Below are 23,747 nucleotides of genomic sequence, written 5' to 3'. Positions count from 1 at the left end.
CATGACTGCTGAGGATTTAGCTCGCCTGCATGCAGCGCTGGACGTTCTTGAAGAACGCGAAGCTGAACTGCTGGTGTGGGGAGATACGGAGGGAGCCTTTACGAAGGCGGATATTGTGTCGCTGTTCACCCACCATTTCCCCTTTGATAATGGCGGGACATTGATGGAGGATCTGATCGAAGCCACGATGCTGTTTAGCATTCCGAATACCCAAGGCATGCAGCTATACCGCACTCGTATGGCGGAATCCGTCCATCTGTTTCGTCACCAGCGCCAGTGGTTTCGCGGTCAGCAACTGAGTCGTACCCGAACCCTGGTGGCCGACTATCGCTTTATCCGCCGTCCTCGTAGCTACCCGGCAAGGATACACCCGGCTGAAGAGGTACTGAGCCAGTGGAGCGACGTCGAGTGGATGAACGACACTAAACGTCAGGCTTTGCGGGCACTGATCGGCGATTTCTCCATCGCCGGTTTTCAGTCCCGGGCTACGGCACGCATTCTGCGGGCATGGGATTTTCACAGCAGTCATACCCACGTCAAAGAAGCAACCGCAACGATTGTGTGTGCCGGCACCGGCAGCGGTAAAACTCTGGCGTTCTATCTGCCGGCGCTGACATCACTCATCAATGAGTTAAAACGCGATCGTTCAGCCCGGGTCCGAACGCTGGCTCTGTATCCGCGTAAAGAACTGCTCAAAGATCAGTTCATGGAAACATGGGGAAAATGCCGTGAGGTGGACGCTCAGGCGGTTAAAATTTCCGGACGTAAACTCCGCATCGGCTCTTTCTTTGGCGATACGCCACATAGCATTCAGTATGTTGAAAAGGATAAAGATCTCCCTTTCGACTTACTGCGCTGCAGCACGCCAAAATGCCAGGGTGAAATGCGCTGGAAAGCCGAAGATATCCGCCAGGGTAAAGAGATCCTCCGTTGCACACACTGTACACACAGCGTGGGTGAAGACGAGGTAGTGCTCACCCGTGTTTCATTAATGAACAACCCACCGGATATTTTGTTCACTACCACCGAGATGCTTAGCCAGCACCTCGGAAACAACAAGGCCAACCACCTTTTTGGCGTCGGTATGAATGTGTTTGCGCCGCCAGTGGTGCTGCTTGATGAGGTGCATACCTATTCGGGCAATAGCGGAGCGCAAACCGCCTATCTGCTGCGCCGATGGATGCAACTGGCGCGCTGTCGTCCACACTTTGTTGGCCTCTCCGCAACCCTAAGTGATGCAGAGCGTTTCTTCGCAGACCTGGTGGGGGCCAATAAAAAACATGTCATGCTGATTGAGCCAGCTTTTCAGGAAATGGTGGACGAAGGGGCTGAATATCTGCTGGCACTGCGTGGAGATCCTGTTTCACAAACGGCACTACTATCTACTACTATCCAGACCAGCATGCTGGCGCGCCGAATCATGGATACCCGTAAAGGCAGATCGCAGGGTACCTGGGGACGCAAAACCTTTGTCTTTACCGACGATCTTGATATCAATAACCGCCTTTTTCACCAGCTTTGCGACGCCGAAGGATGGCGTACACGGGGACAGCAATTGGTCCCCAATGAAACCCCATTAGCCGCACAGCGTAACGAAAGCAATGGAGTCGCTGATGCACTGACTCTTGCTGGTCAGAACTGGCGAATGTCTGTCGATATTGGCCACCCTCTTGATAACTTCGATAGAGCAATCGTGGCAAGAACTTCAAGCCAGGATGCCGGGGTGAATCCCAAAGCCGAAGTGGTTGTCGCGACAGCTTCGCTGGAAGTCGGTTTTAACGATCCTTCTGTGGGGGTCGTCATTCAGCACAAAGCTCCGCGCAATGTCGCCTCTTATCTTCAGCGTAAAGGCCGTGCAGGTCGTTCCAGAACGATGCGCCCCTGGATGGTCGTAGTGCTATCGGAATTCGGCCGTGACCGCGTCGTGTATCAGCGTTATGAAGAGCTGGTGACGCCAGAAATCAAGAGCCAGTCATTGCCGCTGGGCAATATTCATATTCAGAAAATGCAGGCAGCAATGGCAACGCTGGACTGGCTGAGTCTGAAAATCACCAACAGTAATATCTGGTCACTGCTGAACAATCCACCAAAAAGCGCAGAGCAGCACGGACAACAGGAACGCATGCTCAACCTGATTTCCGCCGTGCTGGAACAAAATACCTGGAAACAAGAACTGGAGCAGTACTTATTCTATGCGCTCAAAATCAATGAGTCGCAACTCCAGCGCATCATGTGGTCACCACCGCGTTCCATCATGATGGAATTGCTACCGACGATAAAACGTCAGTTGACAACTCAGTGGTCGCTGATGGGCGTTCCAGGCGCAGACAGATCGGCGGGCAGATCTCCACTCCCTTCATTTATTCCGGCGGCCCTCTTCAGTGAACTGAACCTGCCGGAATTGAGTATCCAGCTTGAGCGTCGCTTTACAAAACATGAATATCTGCCGTTTATTCAGGGCCTAAAGGAGTTTGCGCCTGGTCGCATTTCAAAGCGCTACGCCATTTATTCCGATCTGGAAGCTGACTGGCTGGTGCCACACAATTTTGTGCCCCAGATGAATGTGGTTTCTGAGGTCGACTTCGAGATTAGCGAGGCATTTGGTGACACCTGGCAACCTGAGTGCCAGATTTCACTTGCGGATGCACCGCCGCTGAAGGTCATTCGCCCTCTGCAGGTGCTGACCCGGGCCCTTGATTTCAAACAAAACCTGACCGAAAAAAGCAATTCCCAGCTGAAGTGGGACACTCACTTTTCCACTGACTCACAGGTCGAAGCATTGACGATCCCCACGGGCCCCTGGAGCGAGTTGTTGAATTCAGCGACTTTCTATACCCATCAACATATGACTCCCCTTGAGCTCACGCGTTACGCCACGGCCGCCAGTGCGTCCTTGCGCAGCAAAAGCAAGCAGAGGGCCTGGGTGAATTTCAGATGGGTGGAGAATGGCCAGCCGGTTGCAGTGGGTGCTCGTCAGTGGGTGGATGGCATGAAGCTGAGCTTTATGCTGCCTTCAGCGCTCCATCAGCAGGTCATGAACGACGAAAAGTTATCCGCTTCGCTCAGAACACTCTTTTTCCACCACTGCATCCGCAGCGAAGCACGCTTCGAATACGATAGCTTCACCGCAGACTGGATCTATGAATGCTATCTGGCGGCGCTTACCATCGAAATCACCAACCGCAATACCGTCGCCGGGGCGATTGAAGCCCTGCGTACCCCGGAAGGCCGAACGTCGCTGGCTACCATCGCGGACTCGTTGTTCCAGGCGGAAAATAGCTTTGAAAACCATGAAGATGGAGAAAGTACTGCCGAACGCCAGGAGTTGCAACAGCAGTTGAGAAGCCTGTTCAACGAGCAAGAGCTGCTCGCAATGCTGGATACGCACAGCGTGGTGTTGACGGAAGATCTCAGCCAAAGAGCTGACTTTTGCCAGTGGCTCCAGAGCTTATTAATCACTACTTTCTCAGGTGCAGTGAAACAGACCAGTCACCTGCTGCTTCCTGATGTGGACGACAGAGGATTGCTCGTCGACGCGGTTCTGGAGGGAGAACAACTCGACATCTGGCTCACTGAATCGGAACCAGGGGGCTGTGGGATCGTGACCCGCCTCGAGGAAGCCTTTCACAACGATCCGGTCGCCCTACTGAACCTGTTTATTCGCAGTTTCGCCGCCAGCGATTACGAACAAATCGACGACGATCTCTTCGAGTTACTCTCAAGGCTCTCATCAAGCCCGTCATTGCAGCAGGCGCTCTCCGATCTGCGCATGGCAGGTAACCATCACGATCGCCGTCAGGCGAATGGACTTCTGCGCGCACAGCTAAAAAAACAAGGGTTTGCACTTACTCACAGCTTTGTGTCCGTTCTGCACACCCGCATTCTTCGCCCAGGTAGCCAGCCTTCGCACGATCAACGTCTGCTCGACTATCTGCATAGGTGGCGGGCGCTTGAAGCCAAAGCAGGCTATGAAATCAGCCTGAATATCTTCGCCCACACCCAGGCGACACAAGAACTGCCAAATGCAGACGTCACAAAAATCTTCGACCGCTTCTGCCAAATTCAGGGCATGCTCTGGCAGCGGGGTAACACGCTACGTCAGTCAATTCTCAGCTACTACAACCCCTTTGATAGCGGGCCTAAACTGACAGAAAGATTGCTGCTCAGTACCTTGTTCCAACAGCAAGCCACACAGATTAACGTGACTCACAGCGATTGGCTTCAGCAAATCCATACCGCCATTATCCATGAAGGGTTTGCAGAACTGCTGATCCCGAGGGAAGCCCGCCATAAGGTGGTAACCACCGTGTCTGCCCTGCAACTGGAGCCTGTCGATTATTTCGGCCTCCATCTCTATCCGAGGATAGGTGCCGTAGACTATCGGGGCGGCTATATCGTGCTGCGAATCGAACTGGCTGAAGCCCTGCTGTAAGGAGAGTAATGAATGGAAGAGCAACGACAAATATTTCTCCACGGACCTCTTGGACAGCGGCAACTCAAAGAAATACTGAGTGCGCAGTTCAGCGGGCTCATCCTCTATCCGGAACTCATCTGGCTGATTTCACCCTGGATGAGTGATTTTGATGTTATTGATAACCGCGGAGGACAGTGGAGTTTCCTCGATCCTTCGTGGGGAGCCAGAATGATCAGTTTTCAGGAACTGCTGGCAACCGCAGTGAGTAGCGGTTGTCCGCTCAGGATTGTCACTCGCCCGGACACGCGCAGCAAAGTGTTTGTTGAACGTCTGCTGGCCAGGCTCCCACCGGATCATGATATGCAACACCTCTACCATGAGAACCTTCATGCCAAAGGTATGTTAACGAAGCATTTTTTCCTGAAAGGTTCAATGAATTACACCTGGAGCGGCGCGAATTTGAACGATGAACATTTACTGTTCTCCACCAACAAGGCCGTTATTTCCGATGCGTTAATTGAATTCGGTGGACACTATCCCTTTGGAGACAGCCATGACTAATCTCCCAGCCTGGCTTCTTGCCTTCTTTGGCGATGGTAATTTACTTAGCCTCGAAAAACTGATGGGCGATGCGCCCGATGTTTATCCCGCAGAGCAGAAAAACGCTCTATTACCTTTAGTGGAAAGCGCTCTCGATGGTGAGTGGCCCATCATTCTACCCTGGTGTGACCGTCAAAACTGGGTCTTCTTTGCCACCGCAGAAGATGAACGTACTCTGCTGGAACTCAGTAACGTCATTAATGCCCGAATGGGCTCTGCCGATATCGAGCCGGACCGAAAAATTTTCTTGAGCCCCACAACAGGCCCAACGCTTGAGGCGGAAACTGCACTGCTAGAGCAGTGCCCAGCGGGGTTTATTCGCATTAAGTTACTGGAGAGTAAACGTGCCGATAAACTGGCAAAAAAGCGGGTCTTTGCCGCACTGAAAGAAGTCATTGCTCTTTTTCGCCAGCGTCCCTCGCTGGCCCGCAATCGTAAACGCCCATTTGGCCGTATCCTTAGCGATTTCATGCTGGCAACAAATCAGAAAGATTTCGCCGCCAGCAATGACTATTTGCAGGAACTTCGTGATAACGGCTTGCTCTCCAGGCGCAACCTGCTGCTGCTCGAACTTCAGCAGGCCGGGAAATGGCAAAAATGGGATGCTCTGCTAAATCATCAGGATCTGCCCGACCTGACCCGAGGCCGTATTCCCGCATCGTTGGTCAGAATGCTGCTCGTGGCTTATCAGCACCGTTATCTGGGGAACGATGCCCAGAGTTACATACAGCAAACGCCCTCAGCGTTACGTCCTGCTTTCCTTGCACTCCGTCCTATCTTTATGCAGGTCCCGCTATCAGGAAGCAATGAGGAGGAGCTAAGTACATGGAAAATCTGGGCAATCGGGGTCGCTCTGGCCGGTGAACAAGACTTGCTAAGTGCGCTGCCTGAGGCGTTAAAATCCGATTGGCTTGAGGAATTACAACGCTGGGCCGATCTCAAAGGCTACTGGCATGATACCCCACTGCCCGCTGCGGTCTCATTCTCCCAACCGCCAACATCACTGGAATCGCTGGCGGGTTATCTGCAGGCATCACTTACCGCAACTACCGACACGCTGGATTCCTTCGCCGAAATGCTCCGTCAGGTGGATACACAACTGCTTGAACAAGCTCAGAAAACCCCTTTGCTGAAAACGCTGATTGAGAGCATCAACCGGCTAACCACCACGAAAATTACGGGCTGGGACAGTTGGTTCTCACGCCTGTGCGAGCCAGAAACTGAAGCCAACACCCTGCTGCAGATCGTCGCACTGGAAAGCGAGCACTGGACAACGTCCACCTACAACGAAACGGCTTTTACCCACCTGCTGTCGCAGGATTTCCCGCCGCACGCATTTCCGACACTGCGCAACGCCATGCCGGCCTTTATCGAATGGCTGGAGAAAAACCAGGTGCGATTACGGAGCACAACCTGGCTCAAATGGATGGATATCCTGGCAATGGAGCAAAGCGTCAGCCAGGCCGATATCAAACTGGCGGCACTGGCGACAGAGCATTTCCTGCAAGGGTCTATCACCCTTACGGAATATCAGGAATGTATCGCGACACTGCAGTTGATTATTGAGCGCTGCGGCTCGCTAAAGAACCTGCCAACGCTGGGCTATCTGATGGAGTTGTTCCTGGATGCACCAGACCAGGATAACGCGCTGCGTAAAGCACTGTGGATGGATATTCAGACCTGTGCTTCAGGCGTCTGGCCGCGTCTCGATCATCCAACCCGCACCCTGATGCGTAACTTAGCCATCGATGTATTAGGCCGAGGAGCAGAGGCCGCGTTTCCCCAAGAGGCAACGGAAATTGATGACGGCGAACCGGAAACACTTCCCGATCTCACAGGAAAGCGCGTCGCCATATATACCCTAACGGAAGGGGCTGCACGCAGGGCCAGCAAGATGATTGAGACCCTGTTCCAGGGGATTAAAGTAGATATTAATCATGACCATACCGCGACGGACAAACTGGCTAATCTGGCAAAACAGGCCGATTACTTTATTTTTGCCGCTGGTAGTGCAAAGCATCAAGCGCTCTATGCAGTCTTCCAGAATCGCCGCGATCTGATTTACCCAAAAGGCAAAGGGAGCAGTTCCATTCTGGACGCCTTCATGACTCATATGCAGCAATCCATGACTGTTGAAACATAAAAAAAGGGGCTGTCGCCCCTTTTTTCAGGTATTGGCGTTCGCCGCCTTCATGTAGCTGGTGACCAAATAATCCGTCACCAGCGAGATATCTTTCGACAAGTTCTGCAGTTCATTCCATTTACGAACGATAGGCTGACCGTCGATATCTGTACCTAAATGCCACATGCCACCACTCCATGCGCAAAGCGGCTTTATACGATTTAGTTCCTCAACAAACCGGGAGTAGGAAGGGATCTCAGTCCAACCAGGTTCACCTTTATAGTCCTGATGTACCTGATCGATTTCATCCATCAAACTGCCAAGTGCAAGAATACCAACACCATGTAACAAACGGGAATAGCGGGGCTTTTTATCCCAGTCATCAGTAAATACAGTTTCCACAGCCGACCAGAAGTTATTCAGCAGTTTCACCATCTTCCCTTCATCCCCCAACCCGGTCGCCGGGTCACGGAAGCGATACAATGCTCCCTCACGAAGACTGGCGTCGATCATTTTGATCATTGAGTTGTCAGCAATAACCCCATCAGGATTGGTCGCCGTTTTGATCCGCCCCGCAAGTGGACCTTCGCCGAAGTTCAGTCGTTGTGTCAGCAGTGAAGGAAACTTACGCATTTGCAGATCGGATGGCAAACGACCGTGGGTATGCGGAGCCAGTTCGTATAACAACGTTTTAGGCAACGGTTTTGTGGAGTTAACCAGCATAAACTGTTCACGCTGTTCTTCCGCATCATTAGCAATAAATGCAGATACCGGCATCATAAACGAGTCGATTTCAGCATCCCGCAAAGCAGCGGTACGTTGTTGACCATCAACAATAAAACCAGGCTTCTCAAAATCCTTATCTTCGGAGAAAGGTATTACCAGGTGTCCCATGTCGCCATTATCTGTAAGCGGTTCAAAACGCACACGCTTATCAAAAGCGATAATCACCGGGTTTGGTATCATCGGATTTGCGCTCTCAATGTAGCGCTGAATTTCGCGAATATGGTTACGTACTTCTGGACGCTGATAACCAACCAAACTCTCTTCGCCGCGACGAATACGTGAAATCGCTGCAATTTTGCTGATTTGTTTACCTTCTATCGCAAGGCTATAGAGTTGCCTCTCCTCACCCTGCCGGATTCGCAGGGCGGGAACACGATATTCACTCATGATAGTTCCTCTGAGCGTAATGACAATGTGTGCTGTAAACGGTTGTACAACACCTGAATATTATGGAAACCGCGGCGACGGTTACGTTCAGCTCCGCGGAAAATGATGACATTGATACCGATGGCCTGGCAAATATTGCACTGGCATTGTTTCCAGGGACGTTCTCCCAGAGTACGCTCATAATCCGCACGGATTTTATCGGCCTCTTTTTCACCCGAATGCAGGCGTTCATAAGCCAGGACTGCATCAAGTGTCTTCTCAAGAGACAAAGCCCCATTATCGTATTCGAACAGGGCAGTCATGGCATCCTTTTCCAGATGCCGGGCAATATCCTGATCTATTACGCCAGATTTAATTTTGCGGCTCAAACTTGGATTCGCATCAAACTGAGGGACACGTACAGCGGTATAGGCAGGGCCATCAAGCGTATGATAGTTGTTTTTCCGATCTTTGAAGGCTTGCTGCAGCGGTGTTGTCGAGTCAATACTGGTCACACCAAACTTGATAAAGTCAGCGAAACTCTCTGGACGGGCAATGCCAAGCAAGTGAACACGTGTATCACTTTTCAGCAGCGGTTTAATCTCTTCGAGCGTCTCGAGGATCTGCGCCGTTTTCAACGGCACCATCCCCCCCATGGTGATATTTTTGTATCCCATGGCCAGCAGAGCCTCAACAGACTGCCGGTAGGAAGTTTTGCTCCATCCATGTGCAACGCCAAAGGCATTGAAACAGGACTTTTGAGATTTGTTTAAAAACTCTTGTGCAAGGGTCAGCGTGATATCCTGGCGTCGACGACATTCAGCCAATACTTCGCCACTGAATACTTCACCAGGTTTCTCATAGCCAAAAACGATATGGTCGAGAGAAACACCATGGTTAAAGCGGGACGTTTCGTAGAACTCAATGACCTCTTCCACTCGATATGGCGGGACATCCTGGTTGACATAGGTGAAGGCTCCGCAATCCCCCATAGTTTCCATATTTTCCGGAAGGCGAAAAAAGTGCTTCATGCCATTGCGAAAGTAACGCAAACGCTGGGCACGGGTATATTTGCTCTCACCGCCGCCCAGACCATCCACTACAGCTTTAGAAACCAGCATACCGTCGTAAGGATGAGGAAAAACCTCATGTGGATAATGATCGTCACGTTGACGCACACGATGTTCGTTACGCGTTTCGCGGAGGAAGTCGAAACTGGGATCGATAAAATCCTGACTATCAGGGAAAAAATACTTTAGCTTCGACAACATACTCTCCTGTGACGCTACTTCAAAGACTCAAAAAACGTGGGATTCTAACATGAAACCTCATCCAGTAGCATTATGGTTTGCTGCCAGAAATTGCCTTGAAAGTTGCACGAAATCGCTTCTCCTCGAACGAATTTCCAGCGTCACGAAACGCACGTAATGCCTGTGTTGCACTAATTCCTGGATGTTGCTGTATTATACTTAAGATATATTGATTAACTTCTACAGGACTACGCCTGACACCTTTCTTAACTTCACGCTCGGGTATATTTTCAAATTTTTCAGCTAGTTGCTGTGAAAGCAAGTTTAAATCATCTAATTTTCTACCTGTAAATTCATTCAAAATATATTGAGCCAATTTAATATTAAGCATCAACATATTACACTTTAAATACTGAGCCATATGCTGATTGCTTTTATATAGATAGGATCCAAGCCTACTGTTAATTTTTTTAGAGGTTATAATTAGTAATTGTTTACTTGGATCAACTAAATATTCAACGCCACTGATAACATCAAGTTCGATAGCATTGATATAATCAGGAGAACCACAAAGAATAAAAAAATCCCGACTATTTTCCTTCATTAATTCAGCAATGGAGGTAGGGTGCCGAGATTTGAAAACTGAGTGTTCATTAATTTTTTTCCACCACGTTCTATGGAAGGATTTACCAACATATTCATATGAATATGTTGGTATTGATTCTTCATACCCCGTAGAAAAAGTAGCTTTATAAGGTACCACTTTATCTTTATAATGAAGGAGTCCTATCCCAGCAGAAAGAACCCACAAATCAATAGGATAATCTCTAAGTATTGTTTTAACTGTCGCCCAATGCCCTCCCTTATAGAGGTCCTCTACGCATATGGAAGCAGAGGTTTTAATTGCCTCACTCAAAGCATTACACCAAGAATTTATAAGGATATCAGAAGGCATTCTTCCTGATGAATACTTGCTTAAACTCAATGTATTGTTACGATCACCATTCTTACCATTAGTACATGTTGTTATTAAATGAATGTTACTCATAATAGCCTCCCAAAACTTTCTGTAGCAAAGCTACAGTAGAAAAAGGGAAGTGGCAAGAAACGAATTGCCAATATTTGAAAAAACAGACACGAGTCTCAGTGAGTAATGTATATGAAATAGTCATCCTGAGAATGCAAACAACTATGACATCTCCTTAAAACCCCCTGTGTCTCCAAAGACAGACAAAAACTTCGGCATGACTCAAGGAGATCTTCTGGTCTCCCATTTTTCTGCTTTGAAAGCATCGCCCTGGCAAGAGTGTCATAGCTAAAGCCCCCAGTTGAGTAGGACACAATACTCATAGCTAGTTGGGTATCAAAAGTTTCCATAGCACACCTCTGAATAGTTGATATCGTGTTTTATAAAAAACTATTGGTTGTGATGCAAGCAACTATTTTTAGAGCTTTAAGGATAAAAGACATATAATACAGCAACTTATAAAAGAAATAAAATTAGTGACTACTTTCGTTTAGTCTCTAGAAGATCTCATGGTAACTATAGTATGTGCTCGCATGTAGCAATTTGCTCAGTTTTGAAGATAAGTTACAATTCGTCAAACTTGTTGATAGATGCAGTATCGAACTCTAAATACCAACGGCTATCGGTATATACGCTCGAATCGATTCACCTTAGGAAAGTAAATCTCGCGGTAAAATTAATAGTTATTGAATTCCAGACAAAAAAAAAGCCGCCCTTAAGCGACTTCATTTTTGCATCTTTTTGGTGCCGAAGGCCGGACTCGAACCGGCACGTATTTCTACGGTTGATTTTGAATCAACTGCGTCTACCGATTTCGCCACTTCGGCACTGAAGGGGATGCGGAAACGTTGTGGATTATACCTGTCGCACGCCGCCATGCAAGCGGCGACGCGCTAAACCGCGTTAAGTGCCCAAAAAACCAGCGCCCACGTCAATCCAGTTCCGTCACCGCCATCCGAATCACCCTCGCCGCTTTCTGCTCCGGCAGCTGCAGCACCTTCCCCCACATCGCCTGCACCATCTCGCAGGTGAGCTTCTCTTTGCCCACTGCGTTCTCCGGCATCACCAGCAGCTGGATCGCCTCCCCGTACTGGCTGGTGAGCGACTGCATAATCGGGCGCACATCCTCCACCGCGGCGGCGTGTTCTTCCGGGGTAACAGTGTGGCGATGGTTACCCCAGCCCGCGCGCATCATTTCGGCGTCGGCCTGCATGCGGCGCTGCATCATCGGTTTATCCAGCACCCGCATCGGGTTAACGCCCCCCTTCACGCCCGGAAACAGAAAACGAAAACAGGCGTCGTCACTCACCTTCTGAATGGCGGCCGTCTGTTCCATGTTGATCGTGATCCAGCCCACCGCTGTCGCGTCGGGGGCATATTGCAGGCGCGACATCTGCAGGCTAAGGATCTGCGGCTGGACCACGTCGATAATGTCCTGCTCAGAATCGCCCGCCTTGTGCATAGTGAGGATCTGCTCGCGAATACGGGTCACAAATCGGGGATCCTGCTCTTTCAGCACCTGCCAGGAGGGTATGGCGTTAAGGGTGGTATCAAGCCGGTGTTCGGGGGTATTTTGCAGGCGTTGCTTGTCGTAATAAACCCAGAAGGCTACTGCTGCGGAGATAACTGCCACTGCGACTATAGGTGTCCACGCTCTTCTCATCGTTACGCATCCTTGATCCTTTAGCTATCCGATTTACACCGGCACGCCGCTATGGAAGCGAAACTCGTTATCCGGTGTTGAGATAAGTGTGGCTTCAATTTCACCAAAAAGCTGTATGCGGGGAGAGATATCCTCGTCGCTGACCTGTTGGGCAAGGGTCAGATAGTCCTGATAATGCCGCGCTTCGGAGCGCAGCAGCGACAGATAAAATTTCTGCAAATCGTCGTCGAGGAACGGCGCCAGCGCGGCGAAGCGTTCGCAGGAGCGCGCTTCGATATAGGCCCCGCAGATGAGCTTGTCGATCAGCGTCAGCGGCTCGTGGGTGCGCACGGCTTTCAGCATCCCTTTGGCGTAGCGGCTTGCGGTGATTTTGACGTAGGGGATGTTGCGGGTCAGCATCGCCTCCCGCACCTGCCAGAAGTGGTGCAGCTCCTCTTTGATCAGCAGCACCATGCTGTCGATCAGAGACTGGCCCCAGGGGTCGTCGGTTTTGGGCATCACGCTTTTGCCAATCTGCTTGTGCAGGGCGACAAAGTCCGGTTCCGGGCCTTCGCGGAAGGTAAAAGCTTCGTAGGGCTTGAGCCACTCGAGCAGCGCGTCGGCCCCACTCTCGTCGGCGACGTATTTGCGAACTAATAACAGCGCGGTCTGGGCGGCTTTGAGCTCGCATACCATATGGTCGGTGAGCAGCAGCGGCAGGTTCGCCGGGTCGCGGGCTTTATCAATCCATGCTTGCGGGGTCGGGCACTGGAGGAAGTGTAAAACAGGGGCGAGTATCTGCGGGTAATCCATTTTTGTACCTGGAAAAGCGGTGGCAAAGGCCACCGCTAATAACACTTAGTGACGCACGCCGTCGTCATCTTCGTCGATGAAATCTTCGTCGTCTTCGTCACCCTCTTCGCCGTTCGGATCTTCGAAGTAGGTGCCCCAGCCGTCGTATTCCACTTCAAACTTCTCGGCCAGGTTCATCAGCTGTTCAACCTGGGCGTCGATCAGCTCTGCCTTCAACGCGCCTTCGCTCAGGATGTCGCAGCAGATGACGGTGTCGCCCTCTTCCACTTCCAGCTCTTCCGGCTCCGTCACTTCGTAACCCAGGCGGAACGCTTCAACCGCCAGTTTCTCCAGCGCTTCGAAGTCATCCGCAGAGAAATGATGCTCGATGGTGTACAGCGCATCCGGATCGCTGCCGTCTTCCAGCAGTTCTTCAATAATCAGTCGCGTCTCTTCGCGCTGTTCTTCCAGCAGTTCTGGGTTTGCCATGGCTCGTTCCTCTTTAAAGTGCGGCAGATACTTCTATTTTCACACACGGATGTGTTTGCCTCCACCTTTGTAAGAAAGATTTGTGCAACGGGGTTGCATGTGAATATTGATACAGATAAAGTGAATTTTAATTCAATAAGTGGCCTTTGCCATGTGAGGATAAAATGTCTGAACTTTATAAAAAGCACTTCCTTAAATTGCTCGATTTTACCCCTGCACACATCACCTCCCTGCTTGCGCTGGCGGCACAGCTTAAAGCCGATAAGAAAAAAGGCACGGAAGTACAGAAGCTTACTGGCAAAAATATCGCGCTCATCTTCGAAAAAGACTCAACCCGCACCCGATGCTCTTTCGAAGTTGCCGCATTTGACCAGGGCGCGCGCGTCACCTATTTAGGGCCGAGCGGCAGCCAGATCGGGCATAAAGAATCAATTAAAGATACCGCGCGCGTGCTGGGCCGGATGTACGACGGCATTCAGTATCGTGGTCATGGCCAGGAGGTTGTCGAAACCCTGGCGGAATTTGCCGGTGTGCCGGTGTGGAACGGGCTGACCAACGAGTTCCATCCCACCCAGCTGCTGGCGGACCTGCTCACCATGCAGGAGCATCTGCCGGGCAAAGCCTTCAACGAGATGGTGCTGGTCTATACCGGCGATGCGCGCAACAACATGGGGAACTCAATGCTGGAAGCAGCCGCCCTCACCGGGCTGGATCTGCGTCTGGTTGCGCCCAAAGCCTGCTGGCCGGAAGAGAGCCTGGTGGCAGAGTGCAGCGCGCTGGCAGAAAAGAACGGCGGCAAAATCACCCTGACGGAAGACGTGGCGGCGGGCGTGAAGGGCGCGGACTTCATCTATACCGACGTGTGGGTGTCAATGGGCGAAGCCAAAGAGAAGTGGGCGGAGCGGATTGCGCTGCTGCGTGGCTATCAGGTGAATGCCCAGATGATGGCGCTGACGGGTAACCCGGACGTGAAGTTCCTGCACTGTCTGCCGGCATTCCATGACGATCAGACTACGCTCGGCAAGCAGATGGCGAAAGAGTTCGATCTGCACGGCGGGATGGAAGTGACGGACGAGGTATTTGAATCCGCGGCAAGCGTGGTATTTGACCAGGCGGAAAACCGCATGCACACCATTAAGGCGGTGATGGTCGCCACCCTGGGGGAATAGCTTAATAGTATAAATAGAGGGAGGGTTCGACCCTCCTGATATTTATATTATCCGTTCGTATAGTCTGTTCCCTGCTCTTATTATTTACTTGCCGACAAAATAGTTCACCGGATTATTACTTTACCGTTACCCGTTCTTTGCCGTAAGGGCATTTTTTAAAAATACACTTTACCGGAGCCTCGCACCTCTCGCTTTGCGGGTCACGATGTCCGGGGCAGCTGGACATGTTGTGCATAACGCGCCACAGGGTATGGCTGTATTTGTCGATTTGCAGAATATGAATATCGCATAGTTCGTCATTCACGAATAAGCGGTTATAACGAACATTTATTTTATCGCCGGGCTTAAAGAGCTGCTCGCCGTTATACCAGAGAATATAAGTATGATTATGCTGAGTCAGAATTTTCGAAAATAACGTTCCGGTGGCCGGACTGGCAATAGTACCCAAAGTGATCCATGTCTTAGAAGCGGTCATCAAAATACCTTTAAACAAACGGTGCAAAGAACGGAAAGCCATACGGTAAATAAGTGTAAAAGAACAATGAAAATGTGGTAATAGGCACAGCCTATCCTTTTTATTATGGTCAATAAGTCTAAACTTTCACTTAAGTCAAATTCCACCGCCATGAATAATTCACCCACTTCCCGTGTCGATTGATTTTTCAGCGTAAAAAGGGTACTTTTTTGCCTTAATTCCAGCGCGGATAAGCCGATCTTATGCCTATTATTCAATCTGTTGAACGTGCCTTACAGATCCTCGATCTGTTTAACGAACAGGCGACGGAACTTAAAATCACCGACATCAGTAAACAGATGGGCCTGAGCAAAAGCACGCTTCACTCGCTGCTCAAAACCCTGCAGCTGCACGGCTATATCGATCAGAATCCGGAGAACGGCAAATATCGCCCCGGTATGAAGCTGGTCGAGCGCGGTCACTTTGTGGTAAGCACCATGGATATCCGCCAGAAAGCGAAGCATTTTCTGACGGAATTGTCGGAGCGCACCGGGCAGACCACCCATCTGGGCATTCTGGACGGGCGCGAAGGGGTTTACATCGAGAAGATTGAAGGCAAGCTGGCAGCGATCGCCTACTCGCGCATTGGCCGCCGCCTGCCGGTACATGCCACCGCCATCGGCAAAGTGCTCATCGCCTGGCTGAGCGATGCCGAGCTGAATACCCTGCTGGAAGGCTACCAGTACACCACCTTTACCCCTGCGACCCTGGCCTCCCGCGAGGCGCTGCTGGCCGCGCTGGCGCAGACCCGCGACCAGGGTTATGCCCTGGACAGCGAAGAGAACGAACAGGGAGTGCGCTGCGTGTCGGTCCCGGTGCGTAACCACGAGTCCCGGGTGATTGCCGCCCTGAGCCTCTCCACCTTAACCTCCCGGGTGGACGACGACGAACTGGCGCGCTTTCGCGAGCAGTTGCAGGAGGCCGGGTGCCAGCTCTCACGCGCGCTGGGCTATCCGGCCTGAGGCGCTCCTGCGCCCGGCCTATAAGCCGAGCGCTTTTTTGCCCGCGTTAATCACCTCGATGATCTTATCCGTGTCGTAAATACAGCCTTTCCAGGTTCCGCCGCTCACCGACTGCAATGCCGCCCACAGGCGCGTATCGTCCGGTAAAAATTCATGAGCGTGCAGTTCCGGGTGCGGCTCGCGGCGTGCCAGCTCCATCGCCCCCTCCAGCGGGGTGAGCGGTGCCAGTGACGTACCGATAAAGTTGACGCTGCCGGTCAGGGAAAGGCGGTCCACTACAATCTCGATGATGTCGTTATCGCGCAGCTTGCCAATTGGCCCGCCGGCCAGCGCTTCGGGGGCCACATGGCCAAAACAGGCCCCGGTGGAAACCCCCGAGAAGCGGGCATCGGTGATCAGCGACACCGTTTTCCCCCAGGAGACATGCTTCAGCGCCGAGGTCAGCTGGTAGGTCTCCTCCATGCCGGTGCCGGACGGTCCGCCGCCAATCACCACCATGATATCCCCCTGCTCGATCTCGCCGCTTTTGATCGCCTTAATCGCCCGGGCTTCCGAGACAAACACCCGCGCCCGGCCGGTGTGGCGGTAAACGCCATCCTCACCCACAACCGTCGGGTCGATGGCCGTAGCCTTGATCACCGAGCCTTCCGGCGCAATGTTGCCCGTCGGGAAGGCCACCGTAGAGGTGAGCCCGCGGGCTTTGGCGCGCTCTGGCGGCAGGATCACGTCGTCAGGATCGACGCCGTCCTGCTCGCGCAGACACTGGCGGAAGCGCTCCCGACGCTCAGAGGTCTGCCACCAGTCGAGATTTTCCCCCAGGGTCTGGCCGGTGACGGTCATGGCGTCCAGATGCAGCAGACCGAGATCGCGCAGATGGAGCATCACCTCCGGCACGCCGCCCGCGAGAAACGCCCGCACCGTCGGGTGGTAATCCGGCCCGTTCGGCAGAACGCTCACCAGCCGCGGCACCTTGCGGTTGATGCGCGTCCAGTGCTCCACGTCCGGAATAGTGCAGCCCGCCGCATGGGCAATGGCGGGAATGTGCAGCAGCAGGTTGGTGGAGCCACCGAACGCGGCGTGGATCACCATCGCGTTTTCAATGGCTTTGTCGGTCAGGATATCCCGCGTGGTGATCCCACGGTTATCCAGCGCGAATACCGCCCGTGCGGACTGACGGGAGATCTCCAGCCACACGTCCTGCCCGGATGGCGCCAGCGCAGAGTGCGGCAAGGCGAGACCTAAGGCTTCTGCCACCACCTGCGAGGTGCCTGCCGTGCCGAGGAACTGGCAGCCGCCCCCCGGCGAAGCGCAGGCGCGGCAGCCCAGCTCCGCGGCCTCCTGCAGTGAGAGTTCATGGTTGGCGTAACGCGCCCCGATGGTCTGCACTTTACCGGCATCTTCGCCAAAAGTCGGCGGCAGCGTGGCGCCACCCGGCACCAGAATGGTCGGCAGATTATGCATCGCGGCCAGGGCGATCATGGTGGCGGGCAGGCCTTTGTCGCAGGTGGCGACGCCAATCACCGCCCGGCGCGTGGGCAGGGAGCGGATAAGACGGCGAAACACGATCGCCGCATCGTTGCGGTATGGCAGGGAGTCAAACATCCCGTGGGTGCCCTGGGAACGGCCGTCGCAGGGATCGCTGACAAAGGCGGCAAAGGGGATCCCGCCGTTGCGGGTGATCTCTTTCGCCGCCGCCTGCATCTGCAGGCCAATCTCCCAGTGTCCGGTGTGGTAACCCAGCGCCACCGGGCGGCCATCCCCCGCCCGGATCCCGCCCTGGGTGCCGATAATCAGCACCTCTTTACCGGTGAGCTTTTTTGCATCCCAGCCCATCCCGGCGTTCTGCGTCATGCCAAACAGATTGCCGCTGGGGGATTCCATCAGCATCTGCGGGGTCAGGGGCAGCGCGCCCTGCGGCCCGGCCGCGTGGGTGATCACCGAATAGAAGGCGTCATCCTGCGGGGTAAAAATGGTTTCTATCGACATTGTGACCTTCCGGCTTCAGCAGAGCTTGAGCTGTTGCAGCAGCGTTTTCAGCTGCGCCTTGCGCGCGTCATCCAGCGGCCCGGCGGGCGGCAGCACGTGGGTAGAAACCGGCCGGACGCAGAGCGCAATCGCCTCTTTTATCACGTTCACAAAGGGCGTATCCAGCTGATACATCTGCGGAATTTGCAGCATGGTCTGATGATAGTGCGCCGCCCGGGCCAGATCGCCGTCACGGAACGCCTGCAGCAGGCCGACGGACACCTGCGGCGCAAAGTTGCCGCTGGCGGAGATCGCCCCGTCGCCCCCCAGCAGCAGAGTGTTGAACAGGTGATCGTCGTAGCCGCACAGCACCACAAACTGCGGGTGCGCCGCTTTGACGGTAAGCACCATGCTGCGCAGATGGGCCACGGAGTCCACCGTGTCTTTGATCCCGACGATATTCGCCCGCGAGTCCACCAGGGTTTTGACCAGCTGCGGGGTCAGATCCTGCCCGGTCAGTGCCGGGAAGTTATAGAGGATCACCGGCAGGGTGACGCTGTCGGCCACCTGTTCGAAGTAGCGGATCAGGTTTGCTTCAGACACTTTCCAGTAATAGGGGTTGATCACCACGATGCCGTCGGCCCCGGCCTGCTGGGCATGCTGGCTCAGCTCGATGGTTTCCCGGGCGTTGGTGCCCCCGGTGCCGATCAGCACCGGCACGCGACGGTTCACGTGGGCGAGGGCAAATTCGGCGATCGCTTTGCGCTCTGCGGTATTAAGCTGCGAAAACTCGCCGCCGCTGCCCAAAAAGAACAGACCATCGACCCCGGCGTCGATCATGCTGTCGATAAGCGCGGCACTGCCCTCTTTATCCAGCTTGCCATCGGCGGTGAAGATAGTGGAGACGGGGGGAATAATTCCCGAGAACTGTTGGGTCTGCGGCATGCGATCTCCTTGCTGATTTATTTTGTTCTACATTATAGAACAGTGTTCGTTTATTTAACGACCATACTATGACGCAGAAAAAGCGCAGGACAATGGGAGGAGAGGAGGGAGTGCGGGAAATTTAAGCTGGATCACAGATTACGGCCCCTCACCCCGGCCCTCTCCCCAAAGGGGCGAGGGGGAAAAGACCGCACCGCGCAGTCCCCTCGTCCCTATGTGGCGAGGGTCAGGGTGAGGGAAAGATTACACCCTCTCCCCTATGTGGAGAGGGCCAGGGTGAGTGAAAGATTACACCCTGACCCCTATGTGGCGAGGGCCAGGGTGAGGGAACGATTACTCCCTCTCCCCTATGGGGAGAGGGCCGGGGTGAGGGGTAAAACTTTTACCCTACCAGCATTTTAACAACCACCTTGCGCACCTGCGCCGGGTTGCCCACCGCGCACAGCGGCTTGTGGACTTCGCCCGGGTAGAAGACCACGAAATCGCCTTCGCTCAGCACCAGGGTTTTCTCTTGCTCGCCTTCCGGCAGGAAAGCGATATCTTTATCCGCCAGCCAGTCGGTGTCCGGCGTACCGTTTGGCAGGGTGCTGAAGGTCATCCCCTCCTGGCCTTTCAGCACGATCTGGATGTCCAGATAGCGGGCATGGTACTCCGCGCGGCGCTCGGCAAACGGCTGGGTCATGTCTTCGGAGACCAGATAGAACAGGTTATTGCCATCGATGTCGTGCTTACCGGTTGGGGTGGCGTCGGACACATGGGTTTTGACATGTTCGATCGCCTGACGCAGCGCTTGCGGCAGCCAGGACTGGAGGTTGTGAATGTTGCCAACGATCATGATGTAATCCTCAATATAAAACACCGTTTCATTTTAAACTTTTATACGAGAATTTTAGCTGCCATACCACTACTTTTTGACCGGGATTTGCACTGGCGCATAACCATGCACGCTCAACCGTTTTCGCTGCGTAAAGTGTGCATTATTCGCTTGATCCGCGGGTCAGGCTGCGTATAATGCCCCACAATTTGCCAGGAGGAAGCATGCTCAAACATGGTCGACAGAGTGCCCCAGCGCGTCTTAAAGCAGACGCTGGCCTGCTGTTTTTCTTCCCGTTGCAATCCCTATTCCAGAAGCCCCTCATTTGAGGGGCTTTTTTTTGCCCGGCGTCAGGAGATAAAAATGAATCCGCTTTATCAAAAACACATCATTTCCATCAACGACCTCAGCCGTGAAGAGCTGGAGCTGGTTCTGGCGACCGCGGCAAAACTGAAAGCCAATCCGCAGCCGGAGCTGCTCAGGCACAAGGTGATCGCCAGCTGCTTCTTTGAGGCCTCTACCCGCACCCGCCTGTCGTTTGAGACCTCCATCCACCGCCTGGGCGCCAGCGTGGTGGGCTTCTCCGACAGCAGCAACACCTCGCTCGGCAAAAAAGGCGAAACCCTGGCGGACACCATCTCGGTCATCAGCACCTACGTCGATGCCATCGTCATGCGTCACCCGCAGGAGGGCGCGGCCCGCCTGGCGACCGAGTTTTCCGGCGGCATCCCGGTGCTGAACGCCGGTGACGGCGCCAACCAGCATCCAACCCAGACCCTGCTGGATCTGTTCACCATTCAGGAGACCCAGGGGCGTCTGGAGAACCTGAACATCGCCATGGTCGGCGACCTGAAATATGGCCGCACCGTCCACTCTCTGACCCAGGCGCTGGCGAAGTTCAACGGTAACCGCTTCTGGTTTATCGCCCCGGACGCGCTGGCGATGCCGCAGTACATCCTCGATATGCTCGATGAGAAAGGCATCAAGTGGAGCCTGCACGCCAGCATCGAAGAGGTGATGGGCGAGGTGGATATTCTCTATATGACCCGCGTGCAGAAAGAGCGTCTGGATCCGTCGGAGTACGCCAACGTGAAGGCGCAGTTCGTGCTGCGCGCCAGCGACCTTGAGGGCGCGCGCAACAACATGAAGGTGCTGCACCCGCTGCCGCGTATCGATGAGATCACCACAGACGTGGATAAGACGCCGCACGCCTGGTACTTCCAGCAGGCCGGGAACGGCATCTTCGCCCGCCAGGCGTTACTGGCACTGGTTCTGAATCGCGATTTAGCTCTGTAAGGGGAAATGACAATGACACACGATAACAAACTCCAGGTCGAAGCCATCAAACGCGGCACCGTAATTGACCACATCCCCGCGCAGGTGGGCTTTAAGCTGCTGACCCTGTTCAAACTGACCGAAACCGACCAGCGCATCACCATCGGGCTGAACCTGCCTTCCGGCGAGATGGGCCGCAAGGACCTGATTAAAATCGAGAACACTTTCCTCACCGACGAGCAGGTTAACCAGCTGTCGTTATACGCGCCGGAAGCCACCGTTAACCGCATCGACGACTACGAAGTGGTGGGCAAATCCCGTCCGAGCCTGCCGGAGCGCATCGAGAGCGTACTGGTGTGCCCGAACAGCAACTGCATCAGCCATGCCGAGCCGGTAAACTCCAGTTTTGCAGTGAAAAAACGCGCCGATGACATCGCCCTCAAATGCAAATACTGTGAAAAAGAGTTTTCACATAATGTGGTGCTGGCCAACTAAACGCGGTGGTAATGCACTCCTGCCTCTTTATAATGGCAGGGATATTCATAACGCTGTTATTCAGGAGAAATCATGACCAAAGTACTCGCGACGGAAAATGCACCTGCAGCTATCGGCCCATATGTTCAGGGCGTTGATCTTGGCAGCATGATCATCACCTCCGGCCAGATCCCGGTGAACCCAAAAACCGGTGAAGTGCCGGAAGATGTCTCCGCTCAGGCGCGCCAGTCGCTGGAAAACGTCAAAGCGATCGTTGAATCTGCTGGCCTGAAGGTGGACGATATCGTGAAAACCACCGTTTTCGTAAAAGATCTTAACGACTTCGCTACCGTTAACGCCGCCTACGAAGCCTTTTTCACCGAGCATAACGCCAGCTTCCCGGCGCGCTCCTGCGTAGAAGTGGCGCGTCTGCCAAAAGACGTGAAAATCGAAATCGAAGCGATTGCCGTGCGCCGCTAATACCTGATTTTGATATGCTAAAGGCAGCTCAGGCTGCCTTTTTTATTGCCTGAATACACAGAGCGAAATAACCTTCAAGCATTTTCACTATTATTTTTCATCGCAGCCTGAAATGACTAATTTTTTATTCCAGACGACACTAGCCGTGCCCAAAAGCATTAATCACTTTTAATGGAATAAAAAATGAAACTGTCTAAAATTGCACTGGCACTTGCCACACTCACGGTTGCTTCATCAGCTTTTGCTCACGGTTGGGTTGAGACCCCGGCCAGCCGCGCTTATATGTGTAAGCTCGGTAAAAATATTGACTGCGGTCCCGTTCAATGGGAACCACAGAGCATCGAGCGTACGTCTGGCTTCCCGACTGGCGCACTGCCACCAGATGGACAGCTGGCCAGCGCCGGTATTTCCCAGTATTCCCAGCTGGATCGCCAGAGCCTGAATGCATGGACCAAGACCCCTATTACAGCCGGTAAAAATACCTTTACCTGGTATCACACGGCTCCGCATAAAACCGCTAACTGGCGCTGGTATATTACCAAGCAAAACTGGAATCCAAATAAACCGCTGACTCGCGATCAATTTGAATTAACCCCATTCTGTACCGTTAACGGAAATGGTCAGGCGCCTGCTGTTCGCCAGGAAATGACCTGTAATGTTCCAGAGCGTACTGGCTACCAGGTTATTTACGCGGTATGGGAAGTTGCCGATACCACAAATAGTTTCTACCAGGCGATCGACGTTGATTTCGGTAACGGCGGCAACGTTAATCCAGGCGACGATACCCCGGCCGTGGTGTCTGAATGGAATAAAACCCTGGATGGGCAGATCGGCGGTAATAATATCAATGCTGGCGACAAAGTCATTGCACGCTTCTTCGACGCTAACGGCGAAGTGGTTTCCATGCGCACCGAACTGACCGTGGCCTCTGCTTCCCAGGGCCAGGCAAGCCAGTGGGCCTTTGATCTGGCGCAGGCAATCAATGCCGCACACAGCGACGTGCGTGTGGGTATGAAAGATGAAAGCGGTGTGGTTAACCCGGTTCACGGCGCCAACAACGTCTACGTGAAAGACGGCAGCACCCTGAAATCTGTCGCCATCTCCTATGAAGAGCAGCAGGCTCAGACCAGTGAAGATATCGCGGTAACCAACGTGCAGTTCAGCAAAATTAAAAACGGCGCGGCCACCGTGACCTTCCACGTCAACACCCAGGGTAACGTTAACCTGGAAGCCCGTGTGATGAACCACGCCGGTGCTGAAAAAGGCTATGTGAAGCAGGAAATGAATAACGCCAACCAGGACGTTACCATGAACCTGTCTGACGTGACTGCCGGTCACCACATGCTGAAATACTATGCCACCAACAAAGATGGCGTGCTGTTCGCACAGGACGTAATTGACATGATGCTGGAAGGGGAAGCGTCAAATACCGATAACGGCACCACCGGTAAATATGACTATACCTATCCGCAGAATATCGCCTCCTACAAAGCGGGCACCGTGGTGCTGCAGCCGAAGAATGGCAAAACGTACCAGTGTAAGAAAGCGCCATACAACGGCTACTGCATCCAGTACGCAGCAGGTGCTAACCAGTTCGAACCAGGCTATGGCTCTCACTGGACCATGGCGTGGACGCTGAAGAAATAATACGCTCTGATGCC

The 23,747-nt window shown here is 53.2% G+C and carries 20 protein-coding genes, 1 tRNA gene and 1 pseudogene; 11 read left to right on the top strand and 11 right to left on the bottom strand.

The features are described from left to right. Window position 1 precedes the first annotated feature (1 nt). Genes dpdJ through dpdD form a run of 3 tightly spaced genes read left to right on the top strand, consistent with a single transcriptional unit; the run spans window position 2 to window position 7,157 of the window. Window positions 2-4,432 carry a protein DpdJ gene (gene dpdJ / locus MXM41_RS12205; RefSeq protein WP_325932201.1) on the top strand — a complete coding sequence of 1,477 codons (4,431 nt, stop codon included), beginning with the start codon at window positions 2-4 and terminating at the stop codon, window positions 4,430-4,432. A gap of 12 nt (window positions 4,433-4,444) precedes the next feature. Further along, window positions 4,445-4,975 (top strand): phospholipase D-like domain-containing protein DpdK, encoded by a 531-nt coding sequence (gene dpdK / locus MXM41_RS12200; protein ID WP_325932199.1) that lies wholly within the window; start codon window positions 4,445-4,447, stop codon window positions 4,973-4,975. Continuing rightward, window positions 4,968-7,157, top strand: a complete 2,190-nt coding sequence (gene dpdD, locus MXM41_RS12195; RefSeq protein WP_325932197.1) for a protein DpdD — start codon at window positions 4,968-4,970, stop codon at window positions 7,155-7,157. The genes dpdK and dpdD overlap by 8 nt, the downstream gene beginning before the upstream one ends. 24 nt (window positions 7,158-7,181) lie before the next feature. On the opposite strand, the gene dbpB is transcribed toward dpdD, so the two are convergent. The 7 genes from dbpB to rraB form a co-directional block, all read right to left on the bottom strand. After that, on the bottom strand, window positions 7,182-8,309 hold the full coding sequence (gene dbpB, locus MXM41_RS12190; protein ID WP_325932196.1) for a DGQHR domain-containing protein DpdB: 1,128 nt from the start codon (window positions 8,307-8,309) through the stop codon (window positions 7,182-7,184). Next, complete coding sequence (gene dpdA, locus MXM41_RS12185) at window positions 8,306-9,556, bottom strand: tRNA-guanine transglycosylase DpdA (protein WP_325932569.1); 1,251 nt, start codon at window positions 9,554-9,556, stop codon at window positions 8,306-8,308. Before dpdA ends, dbpB begins: the two co-directional genes overlap by 4 nt. A gap of 73 nt (window positions 9,557-9,629) precedes the next feature. Further along, the gene (locus MXM41_RS12180; protein WP_325932195.1) at window positions 9,630-10,586 is read right to left on the bottom strand and encodes a hypothetical protein; all 957 of its coding nucleotides are present in this window, start codon (window positions 10,584-10,586) and stop codon (window positions 9,630-9,632) included. Window positions 10,587-11,307: 721 nt separating this feature from the next. Continuing rightward, a tRNA-Leu gene (locus tag MXM41_RS12175) sits at window positions 11,308-11,392 on the bottom strand. Window positions 11,393-11,496: 104 nt separating this feature from the next. After that, entirely contained in the window at window positions 11,497-12,228 is a 732-nt protein-coding gene (locus tag MXM41_RS12170; RefSeq protein WP_325932194.1) for a topoisomerase II, read from the bottom strand. A 33-nt stretch (window positions 12,229-12,261) separates the two neighbouring features. Next, a complete protein-coding gene (gene miaE, locus MXM41_RS12165; RefSeq protein WP_325932192.1) occupies window positions 12,262-13,020 on the bottom strand; it encodes a tRNA isopentenyl-2-thiomethyl-A-37 hydroxylase MiaE in 759 nt (252 codons plus the stop codon). A gap of 45 nt (window positions 13,021-13,065) precedes the next feature. Further along, window positions 13,066-13,488, bottom strand: coding sequence for a ribonuclease E inhibitor RraB (rraB, locus tag MXM41_RS12160; protein ID WP_103178050.1), 423 nt, complete (start codon window positions 13,486-13,488; stop codon window positions 13,066-13,068). On the opposite strand from rraB, the pseudogene MXM41_RS22835 reads away from it, so the two are divergent. Then, window positions 13,378-13,641: pseudogene (locus tag MXM41_RS22835) on the top strand (hypothetical protein); the annotation flags it as partial. The gene rraB and the pseudogene MXM41_RS22835 sit on opposite strands and share 111 nt — an antisense overlap. Window positions 13,642-13,652: 11 nt before the next feature. Beyond that, window positions 13,653-14,657, top strand: coding sequence for an ornithine carbamoyltransferase (gene argF / locus MXM41_RS12155; RefSeq protein ID WP_325932190.1), 1,005 nt, complete (start codon window positions 13,653-13,655; stop codon window positions 14,655-14,657). Window positions 14,658-14,772: 115 nt separating this feature from the next. On the opposite strand, the gene MXM41_RS12150 is transcribed toward argF, so the two are convergent. Then, on the bottom strand, window positions 14,773-15,132 hold the full coding sequence (locus MXM41_RS12150; protein ID WP_325932188.1) for a hypothetical protein: 360 nt from the start codon (window positions 15,130-15,132) through the stop codon (window positions 14,773-14,775). 242 nt (window positions 15,133-15,374) lie between these two features. Between MXM41_RS12150 and MXM41_RS12145 the strand changes: the two genes are divergently transcribed. Then, window positions 15,375-16,133: an IclR family transcriptional regulator gene (locus MXM41_RS12145; RefSeq protein WP_325932187.1), complete on the top strand. Its 759-nt coding sequence runs from the start codon at window positions 15,375-15,377 to the stop codon at window positions 16,131-16,133. A gap of 18 nt (window positions 16,134-16,151) precedes the next feature. On the opposite strand, the gene MXM41_RS12140 is transcribed toward MXM41_RS12145, so the two are convergent. The 3 genes from MXM41_RS12140 to MXM41_RS12130 all read right to left on the bottom strand — a co-directional run bounded on the left by MXM41_RS12140 (window position 16,152) and on the right by MXM41_RS12130 (window position 19,878). Continuing rightward, window positions 16,152-18,119: a YjhG/YagF family D-xylonate dehydratase gene (locus tag MXM41_RS12140; RefSeq protein WP_325932186.1), complete on the bottom strand. Its 1,968-nt coding sequence runs from the start codon at window positions 18,117-18,119 to the stop codon at window positions 16,152-16,154. 15 nt (window positions 18,120-18,134) lie between these two features. Then, window positions 18,135-19,043: a dihydrodipicolinate synthase family protein gene (locus MXM41_RS12135; protein ID WP_325932185.1), complete on the bottom strand. Its 909-nt coding sequence runs from the start codon at window positions 19,041-19,043 to the stop codon at window positions 18,135-18,137. 382 nt (window positions 19,044-19,425) lie between these two features. Beyond that, complete coding sequence (locus MXM41_RS12130; protein WP_325932184.1) at window positions 19,426-19,878, bottom strand: YhcH/YjgK/YiaL family protein; 453 nt, start codon at window positions 19,876-19,878, stop codon at window positions 19,426-19,428. 176 nt (window positions 19,879-20,054) lie between these two features. Between MXM41_RS12130 and MXM41_RS12125 the strand changes: the two genes are divergently transcribed. The 5 genes from MXM41_RS12125 (at window position 20,055) to gbpA (ending at window position 23,733) form a co-directional block, all read left to right on the top strand. Then, entirely contained in the window at window positions 20,055-20,186 is a 132-nt protein-coding gene (locus tag MXM41_RS12125; RefSeq protein ID WP_418936784.1) for a pyrBI operon leader peptide, read from the top strand. 34 nt (window positions 20,187-20,220) lie between these two features. After that, window positions 20,221-21,153, top strand: coding sequence for an aspartate carbamoyltransferase (gene pyrB, locus MXM41_RS12120; RefSeq protein WP_325932181.1), 933 nt, complete (start codon window positions 20,221-20,223; stop codon window positions 21,151-21,153). 12 nt (window positions 21,154-21,165) lie between these two features. Next, a complete protein-coding gene (pyrI, locus tag MXM41_RS12115) occupies window positions 21,166-21,627 on the top strand; it encodes an aspartate carbamoyltransferase regulatory subunit (RefSeq protein WP_039030593.1) in 462 nt (153 codons plus the stop codon). 72 nt (window positions 21,628-21,699) lie between these two features. Next, entirely contained in the window at window positions 21,700-22,086 is a 387-nt protein-coding gene (gene ridA / locus MXM41_RS12110; protein WP_325932180.1) for a 2-iminobutanoate/2-iminopropanoate deaminase, read from the top strand. Between the two features lie 183 nt (window positions 22,087-22,269). Then, on the top strand, window positions 22,270-23,733 hold the full coding sequence (gene gbpA, locus MXM41_RS12105) for an N-acetylglucosamine-binding protein GbpA (RefSeq protein WP_325932178.1): 1,464 nt from the start codon (window positions 22,270-22,272) through the stop codon (window positions 23,731-23,733). Window positions 23,734-23,747: the final 14 nt, after the last annotated feature.

This window comes from Leclercia adecarboxylata, from assembly GCF_035787115.1.
GTDB lineage: Bacteria > Pseudomonadota > Gammaproteobacteria > Enterobacterales > Enterobacteriaceae > Enterobacter > Enterobacter adecarboxylatus_E.
This window is presented reverse-complemented; position numbering and strand designations above follow the sequence as displayed.

Coding starts and splice junctions, on each gene's coding strand:
- MXM41_RS12130 (WP_325932184.1), bottom strand. CDS start 19,878: ATGATCGTTGGCAACATTCACAACCTCCAGTCCTGGCTGCCGCAAGCG.
- dpdJ (WP_325932201.1), top strand. CDS start 2: ATGACTGCTGAGGATTTAGCTCGCCTGCATGCAGCGCTGGACGTTCTT.
- dbpB (WP_325932196.1), bottom strand. CDS start 8,309: ATGAGTGAATATCGTGTTCCCGCCCTGCGAATCCGGCAGGGTGAGGAG.
- dpdK (WP_325932199.1), top strand. CDS start 4,445: ATGGAAGAGCAACGACAAATATTTCTCCACGGACCTCTTGGACAGCGG.
- ridA (WP_325932180.1), top strand. CDS start 21,700: ATGACCAAAGTACTCGCGACGGAAAATGCACCTGCAGCTATCGGCCCA.
- MXM41_RS12170 (WP_325932194.1), bottom strand. CDS start 12,228: ATGAGAAGAGCGTGGACACCTATAGTCGCAGTGGCAGTTATCTCCGCA.
- pyrB (WP_325932181.1), top strand. CDS start 20,221: ATGAATCCGCTTTATCAAAAACACATCATTTCCATCAACGACCTCAGC.
- dpdD (WP_325932197.1), top strand. CDS start 4,968: ATGACTAATCTCCCAGCCTGGCTTCTTGCCTTCTTTGGCGATGGTAAT.
- MXM41_RS12135 (WP_325932185.1), bottom strand. CDS start 19,043: ATGCCGCAGACCCAACAGTTCTCGGGAATTATTCCCCCCGTCTCCACT.
- rraB (WP_103178050.1), bottom strand. CDS start 13,488: ATGGCAAACCCAGAACTGCTGGAAGAACAGCGCGAAGAGACGCGACTG.
- miaE (WP_325932192.1), bottom strand. CDS start 13,020: ATGGATTACCCGCAGATACTCGCCCCTGTTTTACACTTCCTCCAGTGC.
- MXM41_RS12125 (WP_418936784.1), top strand. CDS start 20,055: ATGCCCCACAATTTGCCAGGAGGAAGCATGCTCAAACATGGTCGACAG.
- MXM41_RS12145 (WP_325932187.1), top strand. CDS start 15,375: ATGCCTATTATTCAATCTGTTGAACGTGCCTTACAGATCCTCGATCTG.
- pyrI (WP_039030593.1), top strand. CDS start 21,166: ATGACACACGATAACAAACTCCAGGTCGAAGCCATCAAACGCGGCACC.
- MXM41_RS12180 (WP_325932195.1), bottom strand. CDS start 10,586: ATGAGTAACATTCATTTAATAACAACATGTACTAATGGTAAGAATGGT.
- MXM41_RS12150 (WP_325932188.1), bottom strand. CDS start 15,132: ATGACCGCTTCTAAGACATGGATCACTTTGGGTACTATTGCCAGTCCG.
- MXM41_RS12140 (WP_325932186.1), bottom strand. CDS start 18,119: ATGTCGATAGAAACCATTTTTACCCCGCAGGATGACGCCTTCTATTCG.
- gbpA (WP_325932178.1), top strand. CDS start 22,270: ATGAAACTGTCTAAAATTGCACTGGCACTTGCCACACTCACGGTTGCT.
- argF (WP_325932190.1), top strand. CDS start 13,653: ATGTCTGAACTTTATAAAAAGCACTTCCTTAAATTGCTCGATTTTACC.